Annotated in this window: 25 protein-coding genes and 1 tRNA gene; 4 read left to right on the forward strand and 22 right to left on the reverse strand. The window is 27.3% G+C overall.

Annotated elements, in window-relative coordinates:
* Nucleotides 1–61: 61 nt before the first annotated feature.
* The 12 genes from ftsX to ABDZ60_RS06150 form a co-directional block, all read right to left on the reverse strand.
* The gene (gene ftsX, locus ABDZ60_RS06095) at nt 62–952 is read right to left on the reverse strand and encodes a permease-like cell division protein FtsX (protein ID WP_016207500.1); all 891 of its coding nucleotides are present in this window, start codon (nt 950–952) and stop codon (nt 62–64) included.
* Nucleotides 942–1,628, reverse strand: a complete 687-nt coding sequence (ftsE, locus tag ABDZ60_RS06100; protein ID WP_016207501.1) for a cell division ATP-binding protein FtsE — start codon at nt 1,626–1,628, stop codon at nt 942–944. Before ftsE ends, ftsX begins: the two co-directional genes overlap by 11 nt.
* 153 nt (nt 1,629–1,781) lie before the next feature.
* On the reverse strand, nt 1,782–2,621 hold the full coding sequence (locus tag ABDZ60_RS06105; protein WP_040436754.1) for a YitT family protein: 840 nt from the start codon (nt 2,619–2,621) through the stop codon (nt 1,782–1,784).
* A gap of 46 nt (nt 2,622–2,667) precedes the next feature.
* Nucleotides 2,668–3,513 carry a YitT family protein gene (locus ABDZ60_RS06110; RefSeq protein ID WP_016207503.1) on the reverse strand — a complete coding sequence of 282 codons (846 nt, stop codon included), beginning with the start codon at nt 3,511–3,513 and terminating at the stop codon, nt 2,668–2,670.
* Between the two features lie 366 nt (nt 3,514–3,879).
* Entirely contained in the window at nt 3,880–4,824 is a 945-nt protein-coding gene (locus tag ABDZ60_RS06115) for a transketolase family protein (RefSeq protein WP_047002124.1), read from the reverse strand.
* 2 nt (nt 4,825–4,826) lie between these two features.
* Nucleotides 4,827–5,648: a transketolase gene (locus ABDZ60_RS06120; RefSeq protein ID WP_047002125.1), complete on the reverse strand. Its 822-nt coding sequence runs from the start codon at nt 5,646–5,648 to the stop codon at nt 4,827–4,829.
* Nucleotides 5,649–5,906: 258 nt separating this feature from the next.
* On the reverse strand, nt 5,907–6,260 hold the full coding sequence (locus ABDZ60_RS06125; protein WP_040436753.1) for a type II toxin-antitoxin system PemK/MazF family toxin: 354 nt from the start codon (nt 6,258–6,260) through the stop codon (nt 5,907–5,909).
* Between the two features lie 8 nt (nt 6,261–6,268).
* Nucleotides 6,269–6,511, reverse strand: coding sequence for a hypothetical protein (locus ABDZ60_RS06130; protein WP_047002126.1), 243 nt, complete (start codon nt 6,509–6,511; stop codon nt 6,269–6,271).
* A 271-nt stretch (nt 6,512–6,782) separates the two neighbouring features.
* Complete coding sequence (locus tag ABDZ60_RS06135) at nt 6,783–7,394, reverse strand: germination lipoprotein GerS-related protein (protein ID WP_016207508.1); 612 nt, start codon at nt 7,392–7,394, stop codon at nt 6,783–6,785.
* 73 nt (nt 7,395–7,467) lie between these two features.
* Complete coding sequence (locus tag ABDZ60_RS06140) at nt 7,468–8,964, reverse strand: NAD(P)H-hydrate dehydratase (RefSeq protein WP_343776954.1); 1,497 nt, start codon at nt 8,962–8,964, stop codon at nt 7,468–7,470.
* Complete coding sequence (acpS, locus tag ABDZ60_RS06145; RefSeq protein ID WP_343776956.1) at nt 8,964–9,332, reverse strand: holo-ACP synthase; 369 nt, start codon at nt 9,330–9,332, stop codon at nt 8,964–8,966. Before acpS ends, ABDZ60_RS06140 begins: the two co-directional genes overlap by 1 nt.
* 65 nt (nt 9,333–9,397) lie before the next feature.
* Nucleotides 9,398–9,703 carry a DUF6514 family protein gene (locus ABDZ60_RS06150; protein ID WP_016207510.1) on the reverse strand — a complete coding sequence of 102 codons (306 nt, stop codon included), beginning with the start codon at nt 9,701–9,703 and terminating at the stop codon, nt 9,398–9,400.
* Between the two features lie 546 nt (nt 9,704–10,249).
* Between ABDZ60_RS06150 and ABDZ60_RS06155 the strand changes: the two genes are divergently transcribed.
* Nucleotides 10,250–12,880 (forward strand): FAD-dependent oxidoreductase, encoded by a 2,631-nt coding sequence (locus ABDZ60_RS06155; RefSeq protein WP_343776959.1) that lies wholly within the window; start codon nt 10,250–10,252, stop codon nt 12,878–12,880.
* 90 nt (nt 12,881–12,970) lie between these two features.
* Here the strand turns inward: ABDZ60_RS06155 and ABDZ60_RS06160 are convergent, their stop codons facing one another.
* Together ABDZ60_RS06160 and ABDZ60_RS06165 are read right to left on the reverse strand one after the other, a co-directional pair.
* Nucleotides 12,971–13,333, reverse strand: a complete 363-nt coding sequence (locus ABDZ60_RS06160) for a single-stranded DNA-binding protein (protein WP_016207512.1) — start codon at nt 13,331–13,333, stop codon at nt 12,971–12,973.
* A gap of 193 nt (nt 13,334–13,526) precedes the next feature.
* Nucleotides 13,527–14,378, reverse strand: coding sequence for a YihY/virulence factor BrkB family protein (locus ABDZ60_RS06165; protein WP_016207513.1), 852 nt, complete (start codon nt 14,376–14,378; stop codon nt 13,527–13,529).
* Nucleotides 14,379–14,717: 339 nt separating this feature from the next.
* Between ABDZ60_RS06165 and ABDZ60_RS06170 the strand changes: the two genes are divergently transcribed.
* On the forward strand, nt 14,718–15,596 hold the full coding sequence (locus tag ABDZ60_RS06170) for an aldose 1-epimerase family protein (RefSeq protein WP_343776963.1): 879 nt from the start codon (nt 14,718–14,720) through the stop codon (nt 15,594–15,596).
* A 256-nt stretch (nt 15,597–15,852) separates the two neighbouring features.
* Here the strand turns inward: ABDZ60_RS06170 and ABDZ60_RS06175 are convergent, their stop codons facing one another.
* From ABDZ60_RS06175 to ABDZ60_RS06190, 4 genes are all read right to left on the reverse strand, one after another.
* A complete protein-coding gene (locus ABDZ60_RS06175) occupies nt 15,853–16,485 on the reverse strand; it encodes a cyclase family protein (protein ID WP_343776965.1) in 633 nt (210 codons plus the stop codon).
* A 20-nt stretch (nt 16,486–16,505) separates the two neighbouring features.
* A complete protein-coding gene (locus ABDZ60_RS06180) occupies nt 16,506–18,797 on the reverse strand; it encodes an ATP-dependent DNA helicase (protein ID WP_343776967.1) in 2,292 nt (763 codons plus the stop codon).
* Nucleotides 18,798–19,109: 312 nt separating this feature from the next.
* Complete coding sequence (locus ABDZ60_RS06185) at nt 19,110–19,253, reverse strand: YvrJ family protein (protein ID WP_084820798.1); 144 nt, start codon at nt 19,251–19,253, stop codon at nt 19,110–19,112.
* Nucleotides 19,254–19,306: 53 nt separating this feature from the next.
* Entirely contained in the window at nt 19,307–19,894 is a 588-nt protein-coding gene (locus ABDZ60_RS06190; RefSeq protein WP_047002132.1) for a DUF1836 domain-containing protein, read from the reverse strand.
* A 484-nt stretch (nt 19,895–20,378) separates the two neighbouring features.
* On the opposite strand from ABDZ60_RS06190, the gene ABDZ60_RS06195 reads away from it, so the two are divergent.
* Nucleotides 20,379–20,618: an AbrB/MazE/SpoVT family DNA-binding domain-containing protein gene (locus ABDZ60_RS06195; protein WP_016207519.1), complete on the forward strand. Its 240-nt coding sequence runs from the start codon at nt 20,379–20,381 to the stop codon at nt 20,616–20,618.
* A gap of 74 nt (nt 20,619–20,692) precedes the next feature.
* Here the strand turns inward: ABDZ60_RS06195 and rsmI are convergent, their stop codons facing one another.
* The 4 genes from rsmI to ABDZ60_RS06215 form a co-directional block, all read right to left on the reverse strand.
* Nucleotides 20,693–21,538 (reverse strand): 16S rRNA (cytidine(1402)-2'-O)-methyltransferase, encoded by an 846-nt coding sequence (rsmI, locus tag ABDZ60_RS06200; RefSeq protein WP_047002133.1) that lies wholly within the window; start codon nt 21,536–21,538, stop codon nt 20,693–20,695.
* Between the two features lie 4 nt (nt 21,539–21,542).
* Nucleotides 21,543–22,292, reverse strand: a complete 750-nt coding sequence (locus tag ABDZ60_RS06205) for a tRNA1(Val) (adenine(37)-N6)-methyltransferase (protein ID WP_343776973.1) — start codon at nt 22,290–22,292, stop codon at nt 21,543–21,545.
* A gap of 260 nt (nt 22,293–22,552) precedes the next feature.
* Nucleotides 22,553–23,773 (reverse strand): C40 family peptidase, encoded by a 1,221-nt coding sequence (locus tag ABDZ60_RS06210; protein ID WP_016207521.1) that lies wholly within the window; start codon nt 23,771–23,773, stop codon nt 22,553–22,555.
* Nucleotides 23,774–24,019: 246 nt separating this feature from the next.
* Nucleotides 24,020–24,325, reverse strand: a complete 306-nt coding sequence (locus ABDZ60_RS06215) for a hypothetical protein (RefSeq protein WP_343776976.1) — start codon at nt 24,323–24,325, stop codon at nt 24,020–24,022.
* A gap of 179 nt (nt 24,326–24,504) precedes the next feature.
* Between ABDZ60_RS06215 and ABDZ60_RS06220 the strand changes: the two genes are divergently transcribed.
* Nucleotides 24,505–24,580: transfer RNA gene (locus ABDZ60_RS06220), tRNA-Pro, on the forward strand.
* The last annotated feature ends 22 nt before the right edge of the window (nt 24,581–24,602 follow it).

Raw genomic sequence — 24,602 nt, forward strand, 5'->3', positions numbered from 1 at the left:
TTTAAGTGGAGATAAACCCCACTTAATTTATATTAATTATTTTTTCTTTTTGTTCTATATTTTATACATCTAAGAATTTTCTTAATGCTACTATACTTCCTGCTGCACCAACTAATATTCCACCTAGTAAAAATAGCCATGTTAATGTTCCAAGCACAAAGCTTGGTGTAACTAGTGTCACTAAGAACATATTTGAAACTATGTATCCATAAGCCCATTTATAAAGTGTAAATAATAATACGCTTGACAATAAAGAACCTACCATACCTATTATCATACCTTCTATTATAAATGGCCACCTTATAAACCAATCAGTAGCACCTACAAATTTCATTATTCCAACTTCTTTTCTTCTTGAATATACTGTTATCTTAGTTGTGTTAGTTATTAAGAATATAGAAACTCCTATAAATACTACAAATAATATTAATCCAGCTATTCTAACTCCACTAACAAATGAACTTATTGCATTTATCATTTCTTGTTGATTAGATATATTTTCTACACCAGTCATATCCTCTACGGCTTTTGTAATTTCATTTGCATCTTCTGGATTTTCTAATTTTACTATAAAAGAACTTGGAAGAGGATTATTTTGTAAATCATACCCTTGTAATAAACCAGGGTTATCTTTTAAGCTTTCTTTAAAGTTTAAAAATGCTTCTTCCCTTGATTCATATATTACTTCCTTTGCTCCCTTTTGCTCATTTAGCTTTAACTCTATCTCTCTTTGATCTAATAACTTTATATCATCTTTTAAAAAGACTTTAATCTCTACCTTGGATGCAACATCTTCTATTGCTTTATTAAAATTTAATCCTAATAAGGTAAATGTACCAAATATAAAAAATGTTATTAGTACAGTGATCATTGCTGCTATACTTAGTGTTCTATTTCTTCTAAGACTTTTCATTGCGTCTACAAAAAAGTATTTCAGTGTATTAATTTTCATTTTCGTACATCCCCCTCTTTGTATCTCTTGCTATATTTCCCTTCTCTATGGCAATAACTCTTTTTTTCATGCTATCAACTATCTCTTTAGCATGAGTAGCCATTAGTATAGTTGTTCCTGCTCTATTAATATCCTCTAATAAATCCATAATTTCTTTAGCTGTTTCTGGATCTAGATTTCCTGTTGGCTCATCACATATTAAAACTGAAGGATTATTAACTATAGCTCTTGCTAATGCAACCCTTTGTTGCTCACCACCAGATAGCTCAGTTGGGAACATCTTATATTTATGAGAAAGCCCCACTAATGATAATACCATAGGTACTCTCTTCCTTATTTCCTTAGGAGATGCCTCTACAACCCTCATAGCAAAAGCGACATTTTCATATACATTCAATGTCGGAATAAGTCTAAAGTCTTGGAAAACCATTCCTATTTTTCTTCTGTAATAAGGTATTTGTCTTCTTGATATGGTTGAAAGCTTTTTGCCTGCAACTGCTATATCTCCAACTGTTGGTTCTATTTCCTTAATTAACATTTTAATAAAAGTTGACTTTCCTGATCCTGAAGGTCCAACTAAAAATACAAACTCACCTGATTCTATATTTATATTCACATCTGATAAAGCCTTTACATTATTATCATATAGCTTAGATACATTTTTAAATTCTATCATTTCACAACACCTCGCATAAGCGTATTATTTTAAAAGTTGTTAAACCTATAGCGTTATTATAGCATAACAAAGAGCAAGGAAAAACTTTTTTTATTCCTTTATCACTAATAAAATCTATATTTTTTCAAAATTCTTTTAAATTTTCATTATTTCTTAATAATCTGTAAATCCTTTACCTAACGCTTCTGTTGATTCACTTACAGTTAAAAAAGCTTCTGGATTATTATGCTTTATAAATTGTTTTAAAGTTATAAATTGACTTGAATTTAATACTGTATATATAACTGTTGTATTTTCTTTGGTATATCCACCTTTTCCAGTTAAAATTGTACATCCCCTATCTATTTCATTATTTATAAAATCTACTACTAATTTTTCTTTATTAGTTATTATAAATACTTGTTTTACAGGATTTATACCAGCACTAAATCTATCAACTAAATTTCCTATTAATATTGCACTTAAAAGACCAAATAATCCCTTTTCAACTCCAAATGAATATATTGCTAGTAATGTTACTGTACAATCTGCAATTAATAAACCTTGACCTATCGGTAAATTAAAGTACTTATTTATAATCTTTGCTAATATGCTTGTTCCACCAGTAGATGCATCTTGATGAAATACTATCGTTGTTCCTATTGCCAATACTGCTGATCCAAATATACATGATAGAATTAAATTCTCAGTTATAGCTTTAGGCTGTAAAAAGGTTTCGCAAATCCACATAATAATTGACATCATTACACTTGCATAAATACTTTTTGCTCCAAATGATCCTCCTATTAAGAAAAATGCTAATATAAATAAAATAACATTAAATATAAAAACTAAAATACTTGGATTTATATTTACCATTTTTGTTATTGCTAACGCTAATCCAGATACACCACCTGCTGCTATTCCATTTGGAAAGAAAAAGTATTCTAATCCTAAAGCTACTATTGTTACACCTACTGTTGATAAAAGATATTCTTTTAATTTATTCTTCATATGGTTTGTTTCCCTCCTAATTAAAATGTCCCCCTTGTTAGTACTATTATTGTATATTTCTAAATCCTTCTCCCATAACTTCATGAACTTCTCCAACAGTAATAAAAGCTCTAGGATCTATCTTGCTTATATGTTGTTTTAGTTTTATAAATTCACTTCTTCCTAGTACTGCATACAACACATAGGTATCTTTTCCTGTGAATCCTCCAACACCCTTTAAATAAGTACATCCTCTTTCTAAATCATTCATTATGAATTTACCTATTTCATCATTTTTACTACTTATTATAGTTACTTCCTTACATACATGGAATCCTTCTATAACTTTATCAATTGCTATACCATTTATTATGACTGAGATTAATCCATATAATCCTATATTTATTCCAAAAGTAATAGCTCCTAATAAGGTTATTATAAAATCTACTGCTAATAAAGACTTACCTATATCTATATGAAAGAATTTATTTAATATTTTGGCAATAGTATCTGTACCACCTGTTGATGCATTTGCATTAAATACAATTGCCATGCCTATAGCTGTTATAAAGGTTCCAAAAATAGATGCTAGCATTAAATCTTCTGTTAGTGCTTGAGGATTAAAAAATTTTTCTATTATAGTCATCATTCCAGCTAAACTAAAACTAGAAACTATTGTTTTTACCCCAAAACTTTTCCCAAGAAAAATAAATCCAACTATAAATAAAACTAAATCCATTATGAACACTAAGGGACCTGTTGATATTGAAGGTATATAGTGATTTATTACTATAGCTAAACCAGTTAATCCCCCTGCCGCTATATTATTAGGTATGAAAAAATATTCTAATGATAGTGCTACTAAAAATACTCCAACAATAATTAAACAATATTCCTTTATTTTTTCTTTCATTTTATATCCCCCTTCCTTAGAGAATCTCTATTATTTTCTCTCATATTATGCGTTTTTATCCGAAGTAAATTATAATATTTTAACTAAACAATTAAAGAATCTCATCTAATATTATATATATGTTTTAATTAATAATCTATATAATTAAAACTAGTATTACATATATGTTTTAATTAATAATATAAATATTATTTTCTTATAAGGATAATAATGTTATTCAATTAAAATTACATTATTATCTTTATGCTCATACCTACTTTATATAATTTATAATTTCAATTAAAGTAAAAAGCTGTAGAAAACTTCTACAGCTTAGTGGTAAATATAGCTATTTTATATATATTTAAATTATTATAGTAAACTTATTTATTTCTTTAATGAAATTGCCTTTTTAGCCTTTTCTATTACATTATTAGCAGTTAATCCATAAGCCTCTAATAATTGATCTGGCAATCCACTTTCTCCAAATACATCATTTACACCAACCCTTAAAACAGGTACTGGAATCTCTTCACTTAATACTTCTGCAACAGCTGACCCTAGTCCGCCAATTATATTATGTTCTTCAACCGTAACTATTGCTCCTGTCTCTCTTGCTGCTTTAACTAGTATTTCTTTATCTATTGGTTTCAATGTATGAATATTTATTACTCTTGCAATAATCCCTTGGTTTTTTAATTGTTCTTTTGCTTCCAATGCAACATCTACCATTATTCCAGTAGCAATTATTGTTACATCTTTTCCTTCTGCTAATGTTACACCTTTTCCTATTTTAAATTCATAAGTATTTTCATCATTTATAACATTAACTGCTGATCTTCCAAGTCTAACATAACAAGGTCCATCATATTTTGCTATAGCTTTAATTGCTGCTTCAGTTTCTACTGCATCAGAAGGACATATCACTGTCATATTAGGAATACTTCTCATTAATGCTAAATCTTCTATTGCTTGATGAGATGCTCCATCTTCTCCTACTGTTAGCCCCGCATGTGTTGCACATACTTTAACATTTAATTTGGGATAGCATATAGAGTTTCTTATTTGCTCAAAAGCTCTTCCTGCTGCAAACATTGCGAAAGTACTAACAAATGGTATTTTACCACAAGTAGATAAGCCTGCTGCAACCCCCATCATATTACATTCAGCAATTCCCATATTAAAGAATCTTTCTTCACAAACAGCTTTAAAATCTGCAGTCTTTGTAGATTTTGAGAGATCTGCATCTAAAACTACTATGTTATTGTTTATATTAGCTAATGATGCTAATGCCTTACCATAAGCTTCTCTTGTTGCAATCTTTTTACTCATTACTAGTTACCTCCAATTTCTGCTAAAGCTTGCTCGCATTGTTCTTTACTTGGAGCCGTTCCATGCCATGCAGCTTGATTTTCCATAAAAGAAACTCCTTTTCCTTTTATTGTATTACATACAACAACAGTTGGCTTTCCTTTGCAAGCTTTTGCTTTCTCTATTGAATCTAATATTTGCTCTATATTATGACCATCTATAACTAAGACATTCCATCCGAAAGCCTTAAATTTTTCATCTATTGGAGATGGATTCATAACTTTTGTTATATCACCATCAATTTGTAATCCATTAAAGTCAATGAATGCAGTTAAATTATCTAACTTATAATGACTTGCTGACATTGTTGCTTCCCACACTTGACCTTCTTCAAGCTCTCCATCACCTAGAAGAGTATAGACTCTATAATTCTTATTATCAATTTTTCCTGCTAATGCCATTCCTACAGAAGCTGAAATCCCTTGACCTAAAGATCCTGTTGACATATCTATTCCAGGTAAGTACCTCATACTTGGATGCCCTTGTAATCTTGAACCAATTTTTCTTAAAGTATTTAATTCTTCAACAGGAAAATAACCTCTTCTCGCTAGCACACTATATAAAACAGGGGCTGCATGTCCTTTTGACAATACAAATCTATCTCTATTTTCATCTTTAGGATCCTCTGGATTTATATTCATTTCATTAAAAAATAATGTAGTTAATATGTCTGCTGCTGATAATGAACCTCCAGGATGTCCTGAACGTGATTCTGTCAACATTGAAACTATATCTCCACGTACAGTTTTTGCTACTGATTTTAATTCTTCAACATTTTTTATCATTTTTTATCCTCCTAAGATTTTATTTGCCTGTAAATATATTGTGCTTTATTTACTAAAATTATTTTATCATAATATTTTTATTTTGTATATACTATTGAAGATTTTTTGTTATTCTAATATGTGTATTGTACCAATATTGTATATACTAATGGTCTGCAGTGTATAACTTTACTTCTTTTCTATAAACTTATTATAAAAGAAAAGAAACCCTAATCGGGTTTCTTAAGTATTTAATATACTCTTTTATCAAATAAAACTTTATACAAGATTTAAGCTAATTAGTAAAGCCTTATTAACTTTTTTCATATCCGAATCTGTCATATGTCCTATTTTCTCTTTTAATCTCTTTTTATCTAGTGTTCTTACCTGTTCTAATAAAACAACAGAATCTCTATTTAATCCATATTCTTCTGAAGAAATCTCTACATGAGTTGGTAATTTAGCCTTATTTATTTGAGATGTTATTGCTGCTACTATAACTGTTGGACTATATTTATTACCTATATCATTTTGAATTATTATAACTGGTCTAATTCCACCTTGTTCTGAACCTATAACAGGACTTAAATCTGCATAAAAAATATCCCCTCTTTTTACTACCATAGTCGTCATTAGAAATATCACACTCCGCAAAGCCAGTTCTCATATTCATTAATATCTGCAATTTCGCACTCGAAAGGAAGTTGTGAAAGCTCCAAATTAATTTTAGACATCTCTTTGTAACCAGCTTTCATTAATTCTATAAATTCCATATTAAATTGATTTTCATTATATTCTATTAAATTAGGGTCAATAAATTGACTCTTTTTTTTAATTTTAACTACATTTTTTATAAAGTGTATGTTTTTAACTTTTTTAGACATAATTTGCCTCCAGGTAGTAAAAATCTATGTATAAATAAATTATATTGCAAATTATGTCACTTTGTCAAAACTTATGTTACACTTTTTATTTAATTTTCTAATTATATAATATTACCTATTAACAATTAACTGATAATAATTATTTTTTATAATACCTTAATTTTCTTCTTATAGTTAAAACTATTATATATACTTATGTACTCCATTTTTTTTACTTCTTTCAGTGTACTAATGTTAATTTAAGATATTGAACTGGTTATTTTTATTTTATTTATTCTAGCAATCCATTATCTAATTGCTTTAATTTTTCAAAATCATTGTATACAATTCTTATTCTGTCTTTTCCATCCTTATCATATATAATTGCTCCTATTGGAGTTTTTTCTTGCTTATCTATAAAAATCCTAATCTTATCCAAATGATCGTTATCTAAAAACATCTCACAGGTAAATTCTATATATTCAGTATCTCCCCATTCTTCTTGTCCCTCTTTTATGCCATTTTCATCAATAGGATATGATAATAACTTATTCAAAAATGCTAAAGAATGAACTATATCCATTTCCTGTTCCATTGTATATTCCTTATTTGATATATTATCTTTAACTATAATCTTATTATCCTTATAAATTTTTGTTCTTTCTTCTCCAAAATCAATTCTTCCACCAATATCTTTTAAATAATATTGAGTAGTATCTTCTCTTTCTTCGTATCTACTGTTTTTTATTATATACTCCACTTTTGTACTGTAACATTTTATTTCTTTTAACGACTTAATTATATCTTCATTAGTTGGCTCTGCTGTAACTCTAAATAATATTACTAAAATAATTGATATAATTGGTATACATACCATAAGTATTAATAATAACTTCTTTTTCATAAATCCTCCTAAAGCCTATCTGTTCATTATTACTAATATTAGCTTTAATCGGATTTTATTCATACTTTAATATTTATCTAGCTATATAATCCATAACTTTTGATATATTCTCTATAACTTCAGACGCCACTGTACTATACTTTTCAGAAGATGCCATCTCTCCTGATAATCCATGTATATATGTGCCAAGTAATGCTGAATTCATTATAGAATGATTTTGACCAAGAAGGGCTGATATTATTCCTGTTAAGCAGTCCCCCATTCCCCCTGAAGCCATTTTACTATTCCCAGTATTATTTATGTACACATCATCACCATTTGTTATTACTGTATTATATCCTTTTAATACCACAACTATATTATTTTCTTTTGCATATTTCTTAGCAACTTCTATCCTATTATCCTCAACAAATTCTATAGATTCACCTATAATTTTTGCCATTTCACCTGGATGAGGGGTAAAAATTGCTTTTCCTTTAATTTTTTTCATTATTGATTTATCCTTTGTTAATAATTGAAGTGCTCCTGCATCAACAACAAAAAATTTTCCTTTATAGTCTTCTATGTAATCCAATATATCTTTATATAACGTATCTCCTGTTGTTCCAGGACCAATTGCAATTACATCTGAATTATTAAGAGTTTCTTTTACCTTATCACGCTCCTCTATATCTAACGTCATAGCTTCAATAAGCTTACAACTTAATTTATCTTGTACATATCTTGAAGATATCAAAGTAGTTAATCCAGCACCAGATTTTACACATGCCTCTGTAGCTATATAAGCCGCTCCAGTATACCCCTTGCTACCAGCCAAGATAGAAATTTTCCCATAAGTTCCCTTATGACCATACAAACTTCTTCTATTTAATAAATTACTATACTGCTCTTTCTCCAAAATAAATATATTTTCTGAATTCTTTTTCTTAACGATTTCAGGAATTCCTATATTTAATACATTTAATTCACCTAGGTATTTTAATGCATTATATTCTATAAATCCTCTTTTTATAACTTCAAAAGTATAGCTTATATCTGCCTCTATAGCAGCTCCCATAGGTTCTCCATTATCTGCATTTAATCCTGATGGAACATCAATACTTATTTTAACTTTAAATTTTTTATTTATAGTATTTATTAATTTTATATAAAAGTCATTTAATTTTCTATTTAATCCTATTCCAAATATACAATCTATTGCAATTTCATAATCCTTTAGATTTGTAAAAAATTCGTCTAAATTATTTTCATTATTTATGAATGAAATATTTGAAGTAAGATTATTTAGTATATTTAGGTTAACAGAAAATTCATTAGAGCATTTTTCTAAACCTCCTATTACTACTATATGAACATCTCTATTTTGTAAAATTAATTTTCTTGCAATAGCTAATCCATCCCCACCATTATTTCCTATTCCACAAAAAACAATAAAATTTCCTTTCAACTCCAAAATATTACTTATAACTTCATTTGAAGCATTCTCCATAAGAATAATACTTGGTATTCCGATTTTATCTATAGTATATTTATCAATATCTTTGCAGTTTCTTGTTGACATTATATACATTATGATTCCTCCAAAATAGCAAATGCTATAGCAGATGTATTATTGTGTGATATAGATAAGTTTAACTTATACCCTTTTCCTATCAACTTTTCTATATTATCACTTAAAAACACTATCGGTTTGCCTAAATCATCTCTTAATACTTCTATTTCTTTTAAAGAAAATCCTCTTATTCCAGTACCTAAAGACTTACTTATTGCTTCTTTTGCTGCAAAGTTTCCTGCTATAACTTCTGATCTCATATTTTTAGATTTAAATAACGTTATTTCTTTATCTGTAAATATTTTTTCTATAAACCCATTTGTTCTATCAATAGCCTTTTTTATTCTATCTATTTCAATTATATCTATTCCTATTCCTATTATCATAAAACCACCTCTAATATATTTTACTATAAATATTAGATTTTATATGATTTTTAATATCCTTTATTTTATAAATTGAAGTCAGCTACATATTCATCAACATATTCTCCTAATATGTCAACAAGATGTATTGGAGATACTTGATTAACATGTAGTAAATTTAATAATTCATTAACCTTCTCCTTAATGTTTGATATATTTCTAATTTTATCTCTTTCTATTTTCACCACGCTACCATCTACTATATCTTGTCTTTCAACTTCAATTCCAAAGGCTTGTCCATCATAAAAACTTTCACTTATCATTCTATAAATATACTTACTTTCCCTATCCTCTTTTTTTACAACATTATATAGATTATCAACAATATTCATTTTACCTCTCCTTTGTAAATTACTATATACTAATTAACTACCACATTAAAAACATATCATAGAAATTATTAAAACAATGTCAAACATTGTTTATTAGATTAATAAAATATTTCCTTATATTTTTACATTTTTTTATTTTAAATTTTTTGTTAAATGTACTTTTTTAAATCAAATAAAATATCTAATAATAAATTATTATTTTACTATGTCGATTTTATAATACTTTTCTCAAGTTCCTTTGCAAATTTATAGTTATATTGATGATTTAGTAATAATATTAAGACATTATTGTTAGACTATGTTTATATAAATTAAAAATCAATTATTCTTTTAAGTTATATTTATTAATATTTTATTCAAAAATATAATATTTACTATAACTTATATAATAAAATTTTATGTTATACCATAATATATCAATAGTATTAATGATATTATTTATAATAAATATTTTAAATAGTTATTGATATTGTTAATATTTAGACATATAATAATTTTATAATAACAATTATTATTTAATATTTATTTTGAGGAAGGTGTAGATTTATGAAGTCTTTAGAAGTAAAAAAGGATATATATTGGGTTGGAGCTCTCGATCCAGATTTAAGAATTTTCGATATTATTATGTACACACCTTACGGAACTAGCTATAATTCATATGTTGTTAAAGGAAGCGAGAAAACAGCTGTATTTGAAACAGTTAAAGTTGAATTTTTTGATCAGTATATAGAAAGATTAAAAGACTTAGATATAGATATAACTAACATCGATTATATAGTCCTTGATCATACCGAACCTGATCATGCTGGTTCAGTTGCTAGGTTGTTAGAAATTTCACCTAATGCTAAAGTAGTAGGTTCTGCTGCTGCTATTAAATTTATGAAAAAAATCGCTAATAAAGATATTGACTCAATAACTGTAGGTGATGGAGATACAATAAGTTTAGGTAATAAAACATTAAACTTTATATCTGCTCCATTTTTACATTGGCCAGATTCTATTTACACATATATTGCCGAAGATGAGCTTTTAATTACTTGTGACTCCTTCGGGTCCCACTATTCATCTGAAGCAATAGTAAATAGTAGAGTAGAAAATGAAGAACATTATATGGATGCTTTAAAATACTATTTTGATTGCATTTTTGGTCCATATAAACCTTTTGTATTGAAGGCAATTAAGAAAATTGAAAATCTAAATATAGATATGATTTTACCTGGTCATGGCCCAGTCTTAATTGAAGAACCAATGAAAATAGTTGAACTTTATAGAAAGTGGAGTACTCCTGAAAGCCCAGCTTTAGATGGTAAAAAAGTTGTTACTATTCCTTATGTATCAGCTTATGGATATACAGAATCTTTAGCTAAGGAAATTGCTAAGGGTATAGAAGCTTCAGGTAACATTGAAGTTAGATTATTTAATGTTATTCATCATGAAATTAGTGATATAGTAAATAGCATTACAGAATCTGATGGGTTACTATGCGGTTCTCCAACTATAGTTTCCGAATTATTAGAGCCAATTCGGGATGTGCTTTCAAAATTAAATCCTGTTGTCCATGGTAATAAATTGTCTGCTGCTTTTGGATCTTATGGTTGGAGTGGCGAAGCAATTCCTAGAATAGAAACAAGACTAAGAGAACTAAATATGAAGTTTTATGGAAGTTTAAAGATTAACTTTAAACCTTCTGATAATGAATTAGAAGAAGCTTATGAATTTGGCTTAGGATTTGGAGAAATCTTAACTGGTAAAAAGAATCTTGCTCCTGAATCAAAATCTAAAACAACTATTGAAGAAATTCCTACTAATGGAGGCTTAAAGCTTTGGAAGTGCATAATTTGTGGTGAAATATTTGAATCAGAAACTGTACCAGAAGTTTGTCCTGTTTGTGGTGCTGGAAGTGATCAGTTTATAGAAATCGAGAGGAAAAAGACCACTTATTCTATAGATAAAGAAGAAACCTATGTAATTATAGGTAATGGAGCAGCTGGGTTCTATGCAGCCAAAGCTATTAAGGAAAGAAATGAAAGTGCAATAATTAAACTAATTTCAAATGAGCTAGAGCATTCATATGTGAGAACTCAACTTTCAGATTTAATAACTGAAAAAATTGATGATTCTTTTTATCTTGAAAAAGCTAATTGGTATAAAGAAAATAATATAGTTGAAATCCTAGGTGCTAACGTAAATAGTATAGATAAAGATACAAAGACTATAAAATTAGATAATAAACAAGGAATTCATTATGATAAGTTAATTTTGGCTAATGGTAGTTATAACTTTGTTCCTCCAACTAAAGTGAAATTTGAAGATCATGAAATTGAAGTAAATTCATGGACCTATAATACAGTCAAAGGAATTCATACAATAAAGAAACTTTCGGATGTTGAATCTCTTAAAGAGCAACTGCCAGCATCTAAAAACATAGTGATTATTGGTGGTGGCTTATTGGGCCTTGAAGCTGCTTGGGAGGTTCAAAAACGTAATATGAATGTTACTGTTGTAGAATTAGCAGAAAGAATGCTTCCACGTCAATTAGATACAGATGGTTCCAACTTGTTTGAAGACTTAGTTAGCAAAACACCTGTTAAAGTTCTTTTGGGAGAAGCTGTTGATTTTATAACTGCTAACAAGGATGGAGTTCAATCTCTGCAATTGAAAAGTGGTAAACAAATAGATGCCGATATTATTATTTATTCAGTTGGAGTTAGAGCAAATATTTTCTTAGCACAACCTTTAGGTATTCATTGTAATAAAGGTGTTATAGTAAATCCATATATGCAAACTAATGTAGAAGATATATATGCTTGTGGGGATGTAGCTGAATTAGATGGAATATATTATGGAAATTGGCCAGCAGCAATAGAAATGGGGAAAGTTGCAGGTGCTAACGCTACAGGTGATAAGATTAAATTTGAAAAATTTGTTTCCTCTACAGTATTTGCTGCAATGAATACTCAAGTATTTTCTGCTGGAACTATAAATTTTGATGATCCTTCATTAGAGAAAATTGGTTCTATAGATACTTTAAATAATAAGTATTCGAAGTTATTTTTCTATAATAATAAACTTGTAGGCGGAATTTTAATTGGTGATATTTCATCTTCAGTAAAAATAATAAATGGAATTCAAAACGAAGAAGATAAATTAACAGTTTTAAGTAAAGGTACAATTTAAATATAAAAATTTATTTTTACTATAAAAGGGTAAGCTATAAAATAATTAGCTTACCCTTTTATACTATTTATTTAAAATTATATTTTAAACTTAATTTACAAAATCTTCTACTTGTTCTAAGTCTCTTTCTACTTTTCTATCTCCTACAAATTTAAAGTCTTCTGCTACAACTTCTGCAATATATTTTTTATTTCCATCTTTATCTTCATAGCTTCCAGTTCTTAATCTTCCACTCAAGCTTATGTAGCTTCCTTTTCTCATATATTGACATACTACCTCAGCCTTTCTTCCCCAAATAGTAACTGGTATTAAATCCGCTTTTCTAGTTCCATCCTGAGCTTTAAAATTTCTATCCACTGCAATTATGAACCTAGTGAATACTTTATCACTACCCTCTAATGATCTAAGTTCAGGGTCCTTTATTAATTTTCCTAATAATACTATTTTATTCATTTTTTGCACCTCCTGAATATTTCTTCTTTGATTATACCCATTTAGTTTTTTTCTATACATAAATAAATAAAATAAATTATAAAGCAATCAATATTAGCTCAAGCCATTTATTATCAGTTCACAACTTATAATGCGTAGTTCTTAATTATAGAACTAGTTTAACTGTTCTGAATTAAGGAATTCTTAGTTGTTTTTAATTATTATTAGCATTTCTTTTTCTAAGTGCTAAAATAGAATTTATTTCTGCTCCCAAAATTAACATCATAGATGTTATATATAACCAAGTCATTAATACAAAGACAGCTCCTACACTTCCATAAAGCCTAGAATAATTAGCTATATTATTTATATAATATGAAAAGGCCATTGATACTATTATCCATCCTAAAGTGCTTGCAATGGCCCCTGGAAAAACTTCTCGCCAACTTATTTTCTTTGCCGGTGTATACCTATATATTCCAGCAAATATCCAAATCATCATAGATATAATTATTAGATATCTACTTATATTCCATATCTTATTTATAACGTTTTGAAATGGAAATATAGTTAACAGATACTTACCTATTAATTCTCCAAAAACTAACATAGCTAGTGCTAACATTATTAATAAAGCTAAAACAATAGTAAAAAATATTGCTACAAACGCTCTCTTTATAAAGGATCTATGTTCCTTTATATCATAAGCTTTATTTACACCTTTTATAACCGCTCTGAATCCTGATGATGCCGACCACATTGAAAGTACAACTGAAACTCCTAATAATCCTGCATTTTGCGTATTTACTATTTCAACTACAGTGGTATCTACTAATGTAAAAACATTATTTGGCAATATAGTTCCTAATCCTTCTAAAACGTCTGTAGCATTCAAGCTGCTAAAACCTATTAAAGTCATTAAAAATATTAAAAATGGAAAAAATGCTAATATCAAATAATATGCAAGCTGAGCTCCTAATGCAAATATGTCATCATTGTTAATTTTTACTATGAAATATACTATTTTATCTATTATTGATCTTTTATTTTCATTACTATTACCCATTAAATCACCACATCATTTATTATTTAATCTTTTATATTATATATCAAATAAATAAATTATACTCCTCAACATTATTTTATTATACTTTATATATAATACTATATTATTTCCAATTATATAATCAAAGCCATCTATTTCTTTCTAAAACTCATATACTATAGTATAATTTACATATATGAGCTAAATTCTACTATCTTACTTAAATTAATCTATAACTATTTATTATTATATTACAATTAGAAATTAAAACCTAAAACTTATAAAAACTTCTATATAAGTTGTAAAAAATAAATTAATCAATTAGCTGTTTTTGCAATAGCTATAGAAAGGGTGTTTATTATGAACTACATATTAGAAAATGAAAATATAAAACTGTCAACTAATACTAATGGCGGAGAACTTACTAGTATATTTAGCAAAGAAGATTCATTAGAATTCCTATGGAATGGAAACTCTGATTATTGGAAATACCACTCCCCAATTCTGTTTCCTATAGTTGGAAAAGTTAAAGATGGAAAATATTTAGTGGATGGAAATACTTATGAATTGCCTCAGCATGGCCTCGCTAGAACTCGCAAATTTAATATGATTGAAAAAACAGATGATTATATAGAATTTGAACTTTTATGGTCTGAAGATACACTTAAGATATATCCTTTTAAATTTTCTTTAAGGCTTTCTTATAAGCTTTTAGAAAACGGTGTTAAAGTTGGATATAAGGTTATAAATCTTGATAATAAAGAAATATATTTTTCAATAGGAGGTCATCCAGCATTTATGTGCCCTCTAATGAATGAAGAAAATTTTGAAGACTATTATTTTGAATTTAATAAGATTGAAAATGCTAATATTATGAAATTAAATTCAAATACTGGTTATTTTTCAGGAATTACTGATCAATATTTTCATAATGAAAGTATTGTAAATCTATCTTTAGATTTATTTAAAGATGATGCTTTAGTATTTAGTGATTTAGAATCTAACTTAATAAGTTTAAAATCAAAAAATCACAATAAAAGTTTATCGATGGACTTCTCAGGATTTCCTTATCTAGCTTTATGGACTAAAGCAACTGGCGCACCATTTATTTGTATTGAACCTTGGTATGGCCATGCAGATTATCATGACTTTAATGGCGAACTTAAAGATAAATCAGGAATTGAAAAATTAGAAGTAGGCAAAACCTTTACTGCATACTATAGTTTATTTATAGAATAAACTATAGTTATAATAATACAATTTCATTTATTAAGTGGGAAAAGCTATAGAAACTCATAGCACTTATGATTTTCTATAGCTTTATTTAAATTACCTTTTTTCAATATATTATATTTTTAAAACAACTTACTTTATTTCACAGGATTTTATATTTATAAAATCCAATCTCCGTTACTTACCCCATATTTCTTATAAAATAAAAGATAACTGTGAGATATAAATTGTGAACTGCTAACTAATACCGTACTTTATACTTTTAATCTGTTATTGCAACTGCTCTAACTGGTGAGCCATCTCCATCTTCTATTTTTAGTGGAGTTGCTACTAATGTAAATTCTTCTCTATTTATAATATCTAGATTAGTTAAATTCTCTATTATAAGCTTACCTCTAGATAAAATAATATTATGAATTTCAAAGTCTATACTATCAAATTTATCAATAGATATTGCATCTATTCCTATTCCTTTTAAATTAAAATCACAAAGCCATTTTGCTGCATCTTCTGTTAAGCTTGGATAATTATTAAAGTATTCTTTACTTCCCCAGTATTTTTCATATCCTGTTTTTAATATTACGAAATCACAATTTATTATTTTGTCTTCATATTTCATTATTTCTTTTAAAGTGACTTCCTTTATAATTGAAATATCTATTATAATAGCTATTCCTATAAATTCATTTATATTAAATTCATCAATAGTTTTCCCCTTATTAATCATATGACTAGGTGCATCAATATGAGTTCCTGTGTGAGTATAAATATTTAAGTTTTTCTCGTTAAACCCATCTTTCTCAATAGTAGCTATATTATATATTTCTGGTTTTTCATCTTTTGTGTATGTTGTCATATTTGTTTTTATTATATGACTTAAATCTATAACTCTCATTTAACTCCCTCCCTATTATTTTATCTATTTATATCCCATTCCTTCGGCAACAAACTCCTATATTTAATTGTGAAATATCTGTCATCTATAAGTAATATTCTTCCTTTATCCTCTTCTGTTCTAATTACCCTTCCTGCTGCTTGCATAACCTTGTTTATTCCTGGATATATGTATGCATAATCAAAACCCTTTTCTTCATAATGGTCTTTTATTATATCTCCTTCATTAGATATTTTAGGGAAACCTACACCAACTATTATACAACCAATAAGTTTATCACCTGGAAGATCTATTCCCTCTGAAAATATTCCCCCTATAACACAGAATGCTAATATATTTGCTCCCCCTTGAAAGTTATTTATGAATTCTTCCTTTTCCTCTTCAGTTAAAACTTCTTTTTGACAAATAGTATCTTTATCACTATACATTTCTATATATCTTCCATATATCTGCTTTAAATACTGATAAGATGGGAGAAAAACCATATAGTTTCCTATTTGTTCTTCTTTAAACTTATTAATTAATTTACATAAGTTATCTATATTGTTTTCCCTTTGCCTAAACCTCATGTTAAGCGAATGTCCATAAACTTTTAAATTCTCTTTTTTAAAAGGTGATGGCAACTTCATTCTATAACTTTTTTCATTTCCTCCTAATATATCTATATAATAATTTATAGGAGTTAATGTTGCAGAAAATATTATAGTTGAATATGCTTCTTGTACTACCTTTGATAAATTTTCAGCCGGATTAACGCAAAACAATTTAACCTTTGCATCACTTTTGTTTATTTCTACTAAAGTAACGTATTTATCACTAAAAAGTTCAGAAATAGATATGAAAGACCGTATCTCAAAATATAAATCTCTTATTTCATCATAACCTTCTGTATTTACAGATTTCACAAGATATTCATCACATTCTTTCAAGAATATTCTAAGTAGCTTATATAAATCCTTATATTGATCCCTTTTATACATACTATTGACTTCTAGTTCTTGAACTTCTCTTCTTACTTCTATTAATTCCTTATTAATAGAAGTTAAAGCTTTATATAAATTAGGTACTTTTCCCTTTATCAATTTTGATGCTTGTATTATTTTACTCTTATAAATTTCTGCACTGAACATACTTCTAGCTCTATCCACAAGATTGTGACCTTCATCCACAAGCAATATATTCTTATCCACATCATCCTCAAAAAATCGTTTTAATTTTGCTCTTGGATCAAATGCATAATTATAATCACATATAATTACATCGCACCATAAACTCAAGTCTAATGATAATTCAAAAGGACAAACTTTGTTTTCCTTAGCATATTCTTCTATTTTTACTCTTGTAAAATCAGTATGATTATTATTAAGAATATTAAATATAACATCATTGACTTTATCATAATAGTCTATTGCATATTCACAGTAATCTGGATTACACTTAGTTTTATCCTTAAAACAAATCTTTTCTTTTGATGTTAATGTAATACTTCTACAGATAAGTCCATTTTCTTTTAACTTATTTACTGCCTCTTCTGCTACTGTCCTGGTTATTGTTTTAGCTGTTAAATATACTATTCTCTCTCCCCTATTTTCTCCTAAGGATTTTATTGATGGAAATATTGTAGATATTGTTTTTCCTATACCTGTTGGTGCCTGTGCAAATAATACAGATTGCTCCTTTATCGTGTTAAAACATGATATTGCAAGTTCTCTTTGCCCTTTTCTATAAGTACTAAAAGGGAACATTAAATTCTTTATAGATTTATTTCTAATTGAATTCAAATTAGATTTTAATAATATCCATTTTTTATATTCATTTATTATATAAAAAATAAATTCTTTTAGTTCTTCAAACTTAAAATTTTTATTAAAACTTTTTACTTCTTCTGTTTCTATATTGAAATAACTTAATCTTATATTTATTTCGTCTAATTGATTTTGAAGGGAGTACATGTATGCATAAAACTTTCCTTGTGCCCAATGTAAATCATTATAATCCTCATCTATTAATACTAATGATTTCATAGTTGATTTTATTTCTTCTATATATACATTATCAGCATCTATAATTATTCCATCTGCTCTACCTTCCAATAACAAAACAACATCTTCAATATCAAAAGACTGCTCTAATCTTACCTCCTTTTGGTATTGAGTATATATTTTTTCATTACTGCTTTGAAGCTTTTGATGAGCCAATGTTCCTTCCAAAGCTCTGCTTTTTCCCATGTATCTATCATCTAGACTTCCAGTTTTTAAAACATATTCTATTATTCCCCTTACAGACTCCTTAATAATTACCTTATTGCTCATTAAGTTATTCCTACCTTTATTCACAGTACACAATTCATAGCTCACATTTCTTTAATAAAAGTTCCATTATGCAAATTAAATTCTAGATTTTTAGTATCAGACATCCATTACTTAATAAAGTTTTAATGTATTTATAACTAAATTTAATACGAATCAAATGTTACCTAGTTTTTAATTATAGTGTACACTTAACTTGTGTTACATAATACCTGTTAAATAAAAAATGAAAATCAACTTTGCACTCTAAAACAAATATAAGCTTAATAAGGTATTGTCTTAAACTTAATAACAACACCTTATTATACTAATTAATTATTTAATTGAATTTATAGTTTGTGCTAGATTATTTATGCTAGTTGTAAGACTCTCTAACTTTCCTTCTATTCTAATTAATAAATATAGAGAAATAGCTATAGGGAATCCTAAATTAGCTATTAAGCTCACTAATTCATCCATAAAATCACCCCGTTATTTACATATGCAAATAACTCAGATTTTTAAATCTTTTATTATAAATGGTACTCATTTACTATTTTTTGCACTAATTTTTTTGTGGCACTTGCTTGCGCTATAAGCGACATAACTATAACAAATGTTCTTATACTATTTTCATCTTTGTTATTTAAATTTAATTCTGAAATTATACTATCTAACTTTTTCTCATCTATAACAGGTTCACTTAAAAAATCTTTAAAACTTTCACTTTGAGTTTCTGAAAATATTTTATAAGCCTTTTCCCAAGATATAATATCATCAGATCTATCATTTATCTCATTAAATGCCAATCTGAAAACCTTTTTAATTTCTTCTGTTGTTAATACCGGTCTCATATAACTTAATAGCACTAACTGTATAAGATGTATTTTAGTATATCCTCTTTTTTTACCGTCCTCAGGCTTACTAATAACTTCACTCTTTATATAATTCTGTACTATATTATTAGTGTACTTATCTTCTATAAATTTATCATTTAAAAAATCTATAACTTGGGATAAAAAAAGATCATATTTCGGTAAATCTTCATAACCAATCATCGAATTGTTAGACATCTCTTCTGCCAATTCTATTATATAATTAGTATCTATTTTTTTCACCATAATATCCACCTCTAATTCCTATTCTTAATATAATTATATAGTATATATAAACTTATTACAAGTTATTTTTGTCTGTTTATTTTAATTTTATTATTATTCCTTTAAAATTTTATAAAAATTATCTATTATTTTGAAATTTTTTTATAAATTATATAAAATTTATAATACAACTTATATTTACATATTTAATTTTACATTTTTTTCTTATTTTATTATTTTTTTTTAAATTACATATATAATAATTTTTTTTTAAGCTATATAACCTAGTGTACAAGCCATTCTACATTTTTTGCTATTTTACTTAAAAATTGATAAATAGTATTGACTTTTCTAATTTATGGTAGTATATTGTATTTATAACTTTGATATATATACGAAATTTGTAATTTTTGAAAATATTTTTCTTTTATATTGACTTTTAATTACATTTTTAGTAATATTAACTTTGCAAGATGTCGAAACTTGTTTTAAGGAGGAATATATAATGAAATCAACTGGTGTAGTAAGAAGAGTAGATGAATTAGGAAGAATAGTTATTCCTATAGAATTAAGAAGAACATTAGATATAGCTGAAAAGGATGCTTTAGAAATCTATGTAGATGGTGAACAAATAATTCTAAAGAAATATGAACCAGCTTGTATCTTCTGTGGAGATGCTAGAGATGTTGTTAATTACAAAGGTAAAAACATCTGTAAAAACTGCTTAAATGAATTAAAAAAATAATTTTTAATACTTATATTTAAATAGTTGCTTATAATTAAATCCCCTATGAACTTATAAATTCATAGGGGATTTAATTATAATTCTGTTGAGTATTTATATACTTCTTTTTTAGGTAAATTTCTTTCTTTAGCAACTAATTTTATAGCATCCTTTTTATCTATTCCACTTTCTATTAATTTGATTAAATGCTCTTCTATTGTTAAGTCAATCCATACTGCCTCTTTTTCAGCTTGTATTTCCTTTTCCGATTTACCTTCAATTACTAAAACAAATTCGCCTCTTGGCCTATTATCTGTAAAATGTTTTAGTACTGATGATATAGTTCCTCTACATATTTCTTCATGAAGCTTAGTAAGCTCTCTGCATACTGCTATATTTCTATCCCCTAGATTATTTAGTAAATATTCTAAAGTATCTATTATTCTATGTGGTGCTTCATATAATATTATTGTATCTCTAGAATCTTTTATTTCTTCAATTACAGGACTCCTCTCCTTATTTTCTCTTGGTAAAAATCCTCTAAAGATAAATTTAGTAGTATCTAAGCCTGAGTACACAAGGGCTGTTGTTATAGCTGTTGCCCCTGGTAAAACTTCGAATTCTATTCCTTGTTCTATACACCTCTCAACTATGACACTACCTGGATCTGATATACCAGGAGTACCTGCATCTGTAATTAAAGCTATATTAATTCCATCTTTTAACTTGTTTATTATATCTTCACTTTTTCCTTGCTCATTATGCTTATGATAACTAAATAGACTTTTTTTTATATTAAAATGATTTAACAATTTTAAACTTTGTCTTGTATCTTCAGCAGCTATTATATCTACATATTCTAATATTTCTAAAGCTCTCAATGTTATATCCTTTAAGTTTCCTATTGGAGTTGGTACTAAATATAGTTTCCCATTTTCCATATAACTAAACCTCCCTGCCATATATTTTATTTAATTCATTTGTATAGCTACCGTCTTCATTATAGATATATAATGGGGCTTCCCATTTTAAATAAGCCCCTCCATCTCGCTGCCCTTCTATTAAAACTATATTAGGAGCTTTTCTTATATTAGGTTGAATCATTTGTACTCTCTTAGGCTCAATTTTATATTTTCTCATAAGTTCAAATATATCTATTAATCTCTCCGGCCTATGTACTATATACATCCTTCCATTATCCTTTAAAAGCTTTCTGGAAGCTTTTATTACATCCTCTAATGTACATAAAATTTCATGTCTAGCTATGGCTAATTTATCATCAGGATTTATTATTCCTGAGTTATTTAATTTATACGGAGGATTTACAGTTAAAGCATCAAATTTTCCTAACTTATTTAAAAAGCTTATATCTTTTAAATCTCCTCTTTCAAATTTCACGATTTTTTCTAATTCATTATACTTACTACTTCTCTTGGCCATCTCTACCATATCATCTTGAATTTCTATTCCTATAACTTCTTTAGGATTATATTTTCCATATAGTAAAAAAGGGACTATTCCAGTTCCTGAACATAAATCAATGACTCTATGTTTATTTTTTATGTTTGCAAAATTAGATAGTAAAACCGCATCTACACCAAATCTAAAACCTGATTTTTTTTGTATTAAAAATAAATTTTTTAATTGTAAATCATCAATTGATTCGTCTTCTAATAACCTTACATCTTTATTCATATTAACTACCTCTAATTATAATTATTACATATTATTAGTATCACCATAATAATAAATTAATAATATCTCTACCTTTTGTATCATTATTTTAAAACCATTATAAATTATATCATATAACTTACCGTTTTATTAAACTTAAATTGTTTGAAGTTATCTTAAAATTATGTTATAAATATTAATTTATTTTCTATTTTTTATGTAAAAATAAACTCCATCTATAAAAAGACGGAGTTTATATAATATTAAATATTAACTTCTAATTAAAGTACTCTTCTTGCCGCATAGAATCCTGTAATAGGTGAAACTTTAACATTTTCTCCTTCATAAGGCGCATGTATATATTGTCCTCCACCTACGTAAATTCCAACATGGTCTGAACCATAAGTAAATACTAAGTCTCCTGGTTGTAATTCACTATATGAAACTGGCGTTCCAACTCCAAGTTGTGAATAAGTAGTTCTTGTTATCTCAGTTCCTGCTGCATTCCTGTACACAAAACTAGTAAAACCTGAACAGTCAAATGATGATGGACCTGTTGCACCATAAATATATGGTGTTCCGATATATTTATATGCAAAGTCTACTATAGAATTACCTGTACTTGATGATAATCCTGAGCCTGAGCCTCTATTTGCCTGTGCTATTTCTAAATTTGAAATCTTATCTTCAGCATTATACAATGCTTCATTAACTTCTGCAATTACGATATCACTCTTAAGCTGCCCATCTCTAATATTTGTTAATTGCCCTAATGCGCTCCTTAGAGCATTAACATCATCAGAATTAATTAATATATCCAATTGCGCACTAACTAGGCTTCTTTCTGAAACAGATAAGAACTCTGCATCAAATTTAGCTTGTTCAGCTTTTGCTGTTGCAATAAGTGTTTCTTGTTCTTGTTTCTTTACTTCTAATTCTGATAAAACTTTATTAGTTTCTTCATTTATTTTAGCTACTTCATTTGCTTTCTCTTCTAAAGAATTAACTTTTTCATCTAACTTTTCCTTATTATCTACCAATTCTTTCACAATCTTTTTATCGATGCTTACAAGTCTACTAGCAGAATCTAATTTAGATATAAGGTCACTAAAACTATCCGCACTAAATAGAAGTGTTAGATAACTTCCTTGTCCACCTGTTTTGTATAATTCTCTTAGTCTTTTTCCTAATACTTCTTCTTTCTCTGAAATATCCACCTTTGATGTTTCAATTTCTTTCTTTGTATTTTGTACTTCATCCTTAATGGTATCTATTTGTTTTTGATTTTCTTGCACCTTTTCTGCTAATGGTGATATTTGTTCATTTAAATTATATATCTTCCCTTGAATATCTTCAACTTGCTTATTCATTTCGTCATACTTTGCTTGATTTTCTTTTACTTCCTGATTAATTACTTCCTCATTAGGAGTAGCAAAAACTGGTGTTACTGAGGTCATTGTTAAAGCACCAACTATAACAATTGATAAAATCTTCTTTTTCATAAGTATTTGGTCCTTAGACCATCCCCCTCTCCCTACGTGATATTACCATTATAACACTTATGGAAAGCTCGGACAATGGTAATTTTTTTAAAAATGAGATATTTAGTGGGTGTAAATGTATACTGTACATATTTGGAATTAACTTAGTTATGTTAACATAACTGTTTTAACCTAAATATCTCTTTAATTATATGCTATATAATATCATTTTTATAATATATTTACAAATATTTCTGTGTTAAAACTTTATATATTTTTGTACTTTTTTAATGTTATATTTTGAGTTAATGATAATATAGCTATTAATACTATGAATGATATCACTACATACTTAGATTGTTCAATTAAAAAATAATCTATTACTCCTATAATTATGCCTAGTGTACCTATTGCCATATTAAATGTTCCGTTGAGTTTCATAAATTTATCTATATCATTATATGCTCCACTATTTTTCAACATGGTTTTTATTCTATTACTGCTAATAGATATTAGTCCCATTATTATAAACCCTAAACTTCCTAAAATTATTATTATTGTGCTTCCTCTCACTTTTTGTACTCCTAACTTAATATATTTGTTGATTGAAATGTTTTTATCCTTTTATTAAAATTTCTAATTATTATCTTCACTTAAATATATATCTTAAAGCAATACAATAACAATTTCAATATTTTCTTTTAAAAATAGTTGACATCATTAACTATAATTACTATAATTATAATGTACTTCGGGGTGTGGCGCAGATGGGAGCGCGCGTGGTTTGGGACCATGAGGTCGCAGGTTCAATCCCTGTCACCCCGACCAATAAAAACCTCTCTTTAATTAG

This window comes from Clostridium sartagoforme (genome assembly GCF_039521405.1).
GTDB lineage: Bacteria > Bacillota > Clostridia > Clostridiales > Clostridiaceae > Clostridium > Clostridium sartagoforme.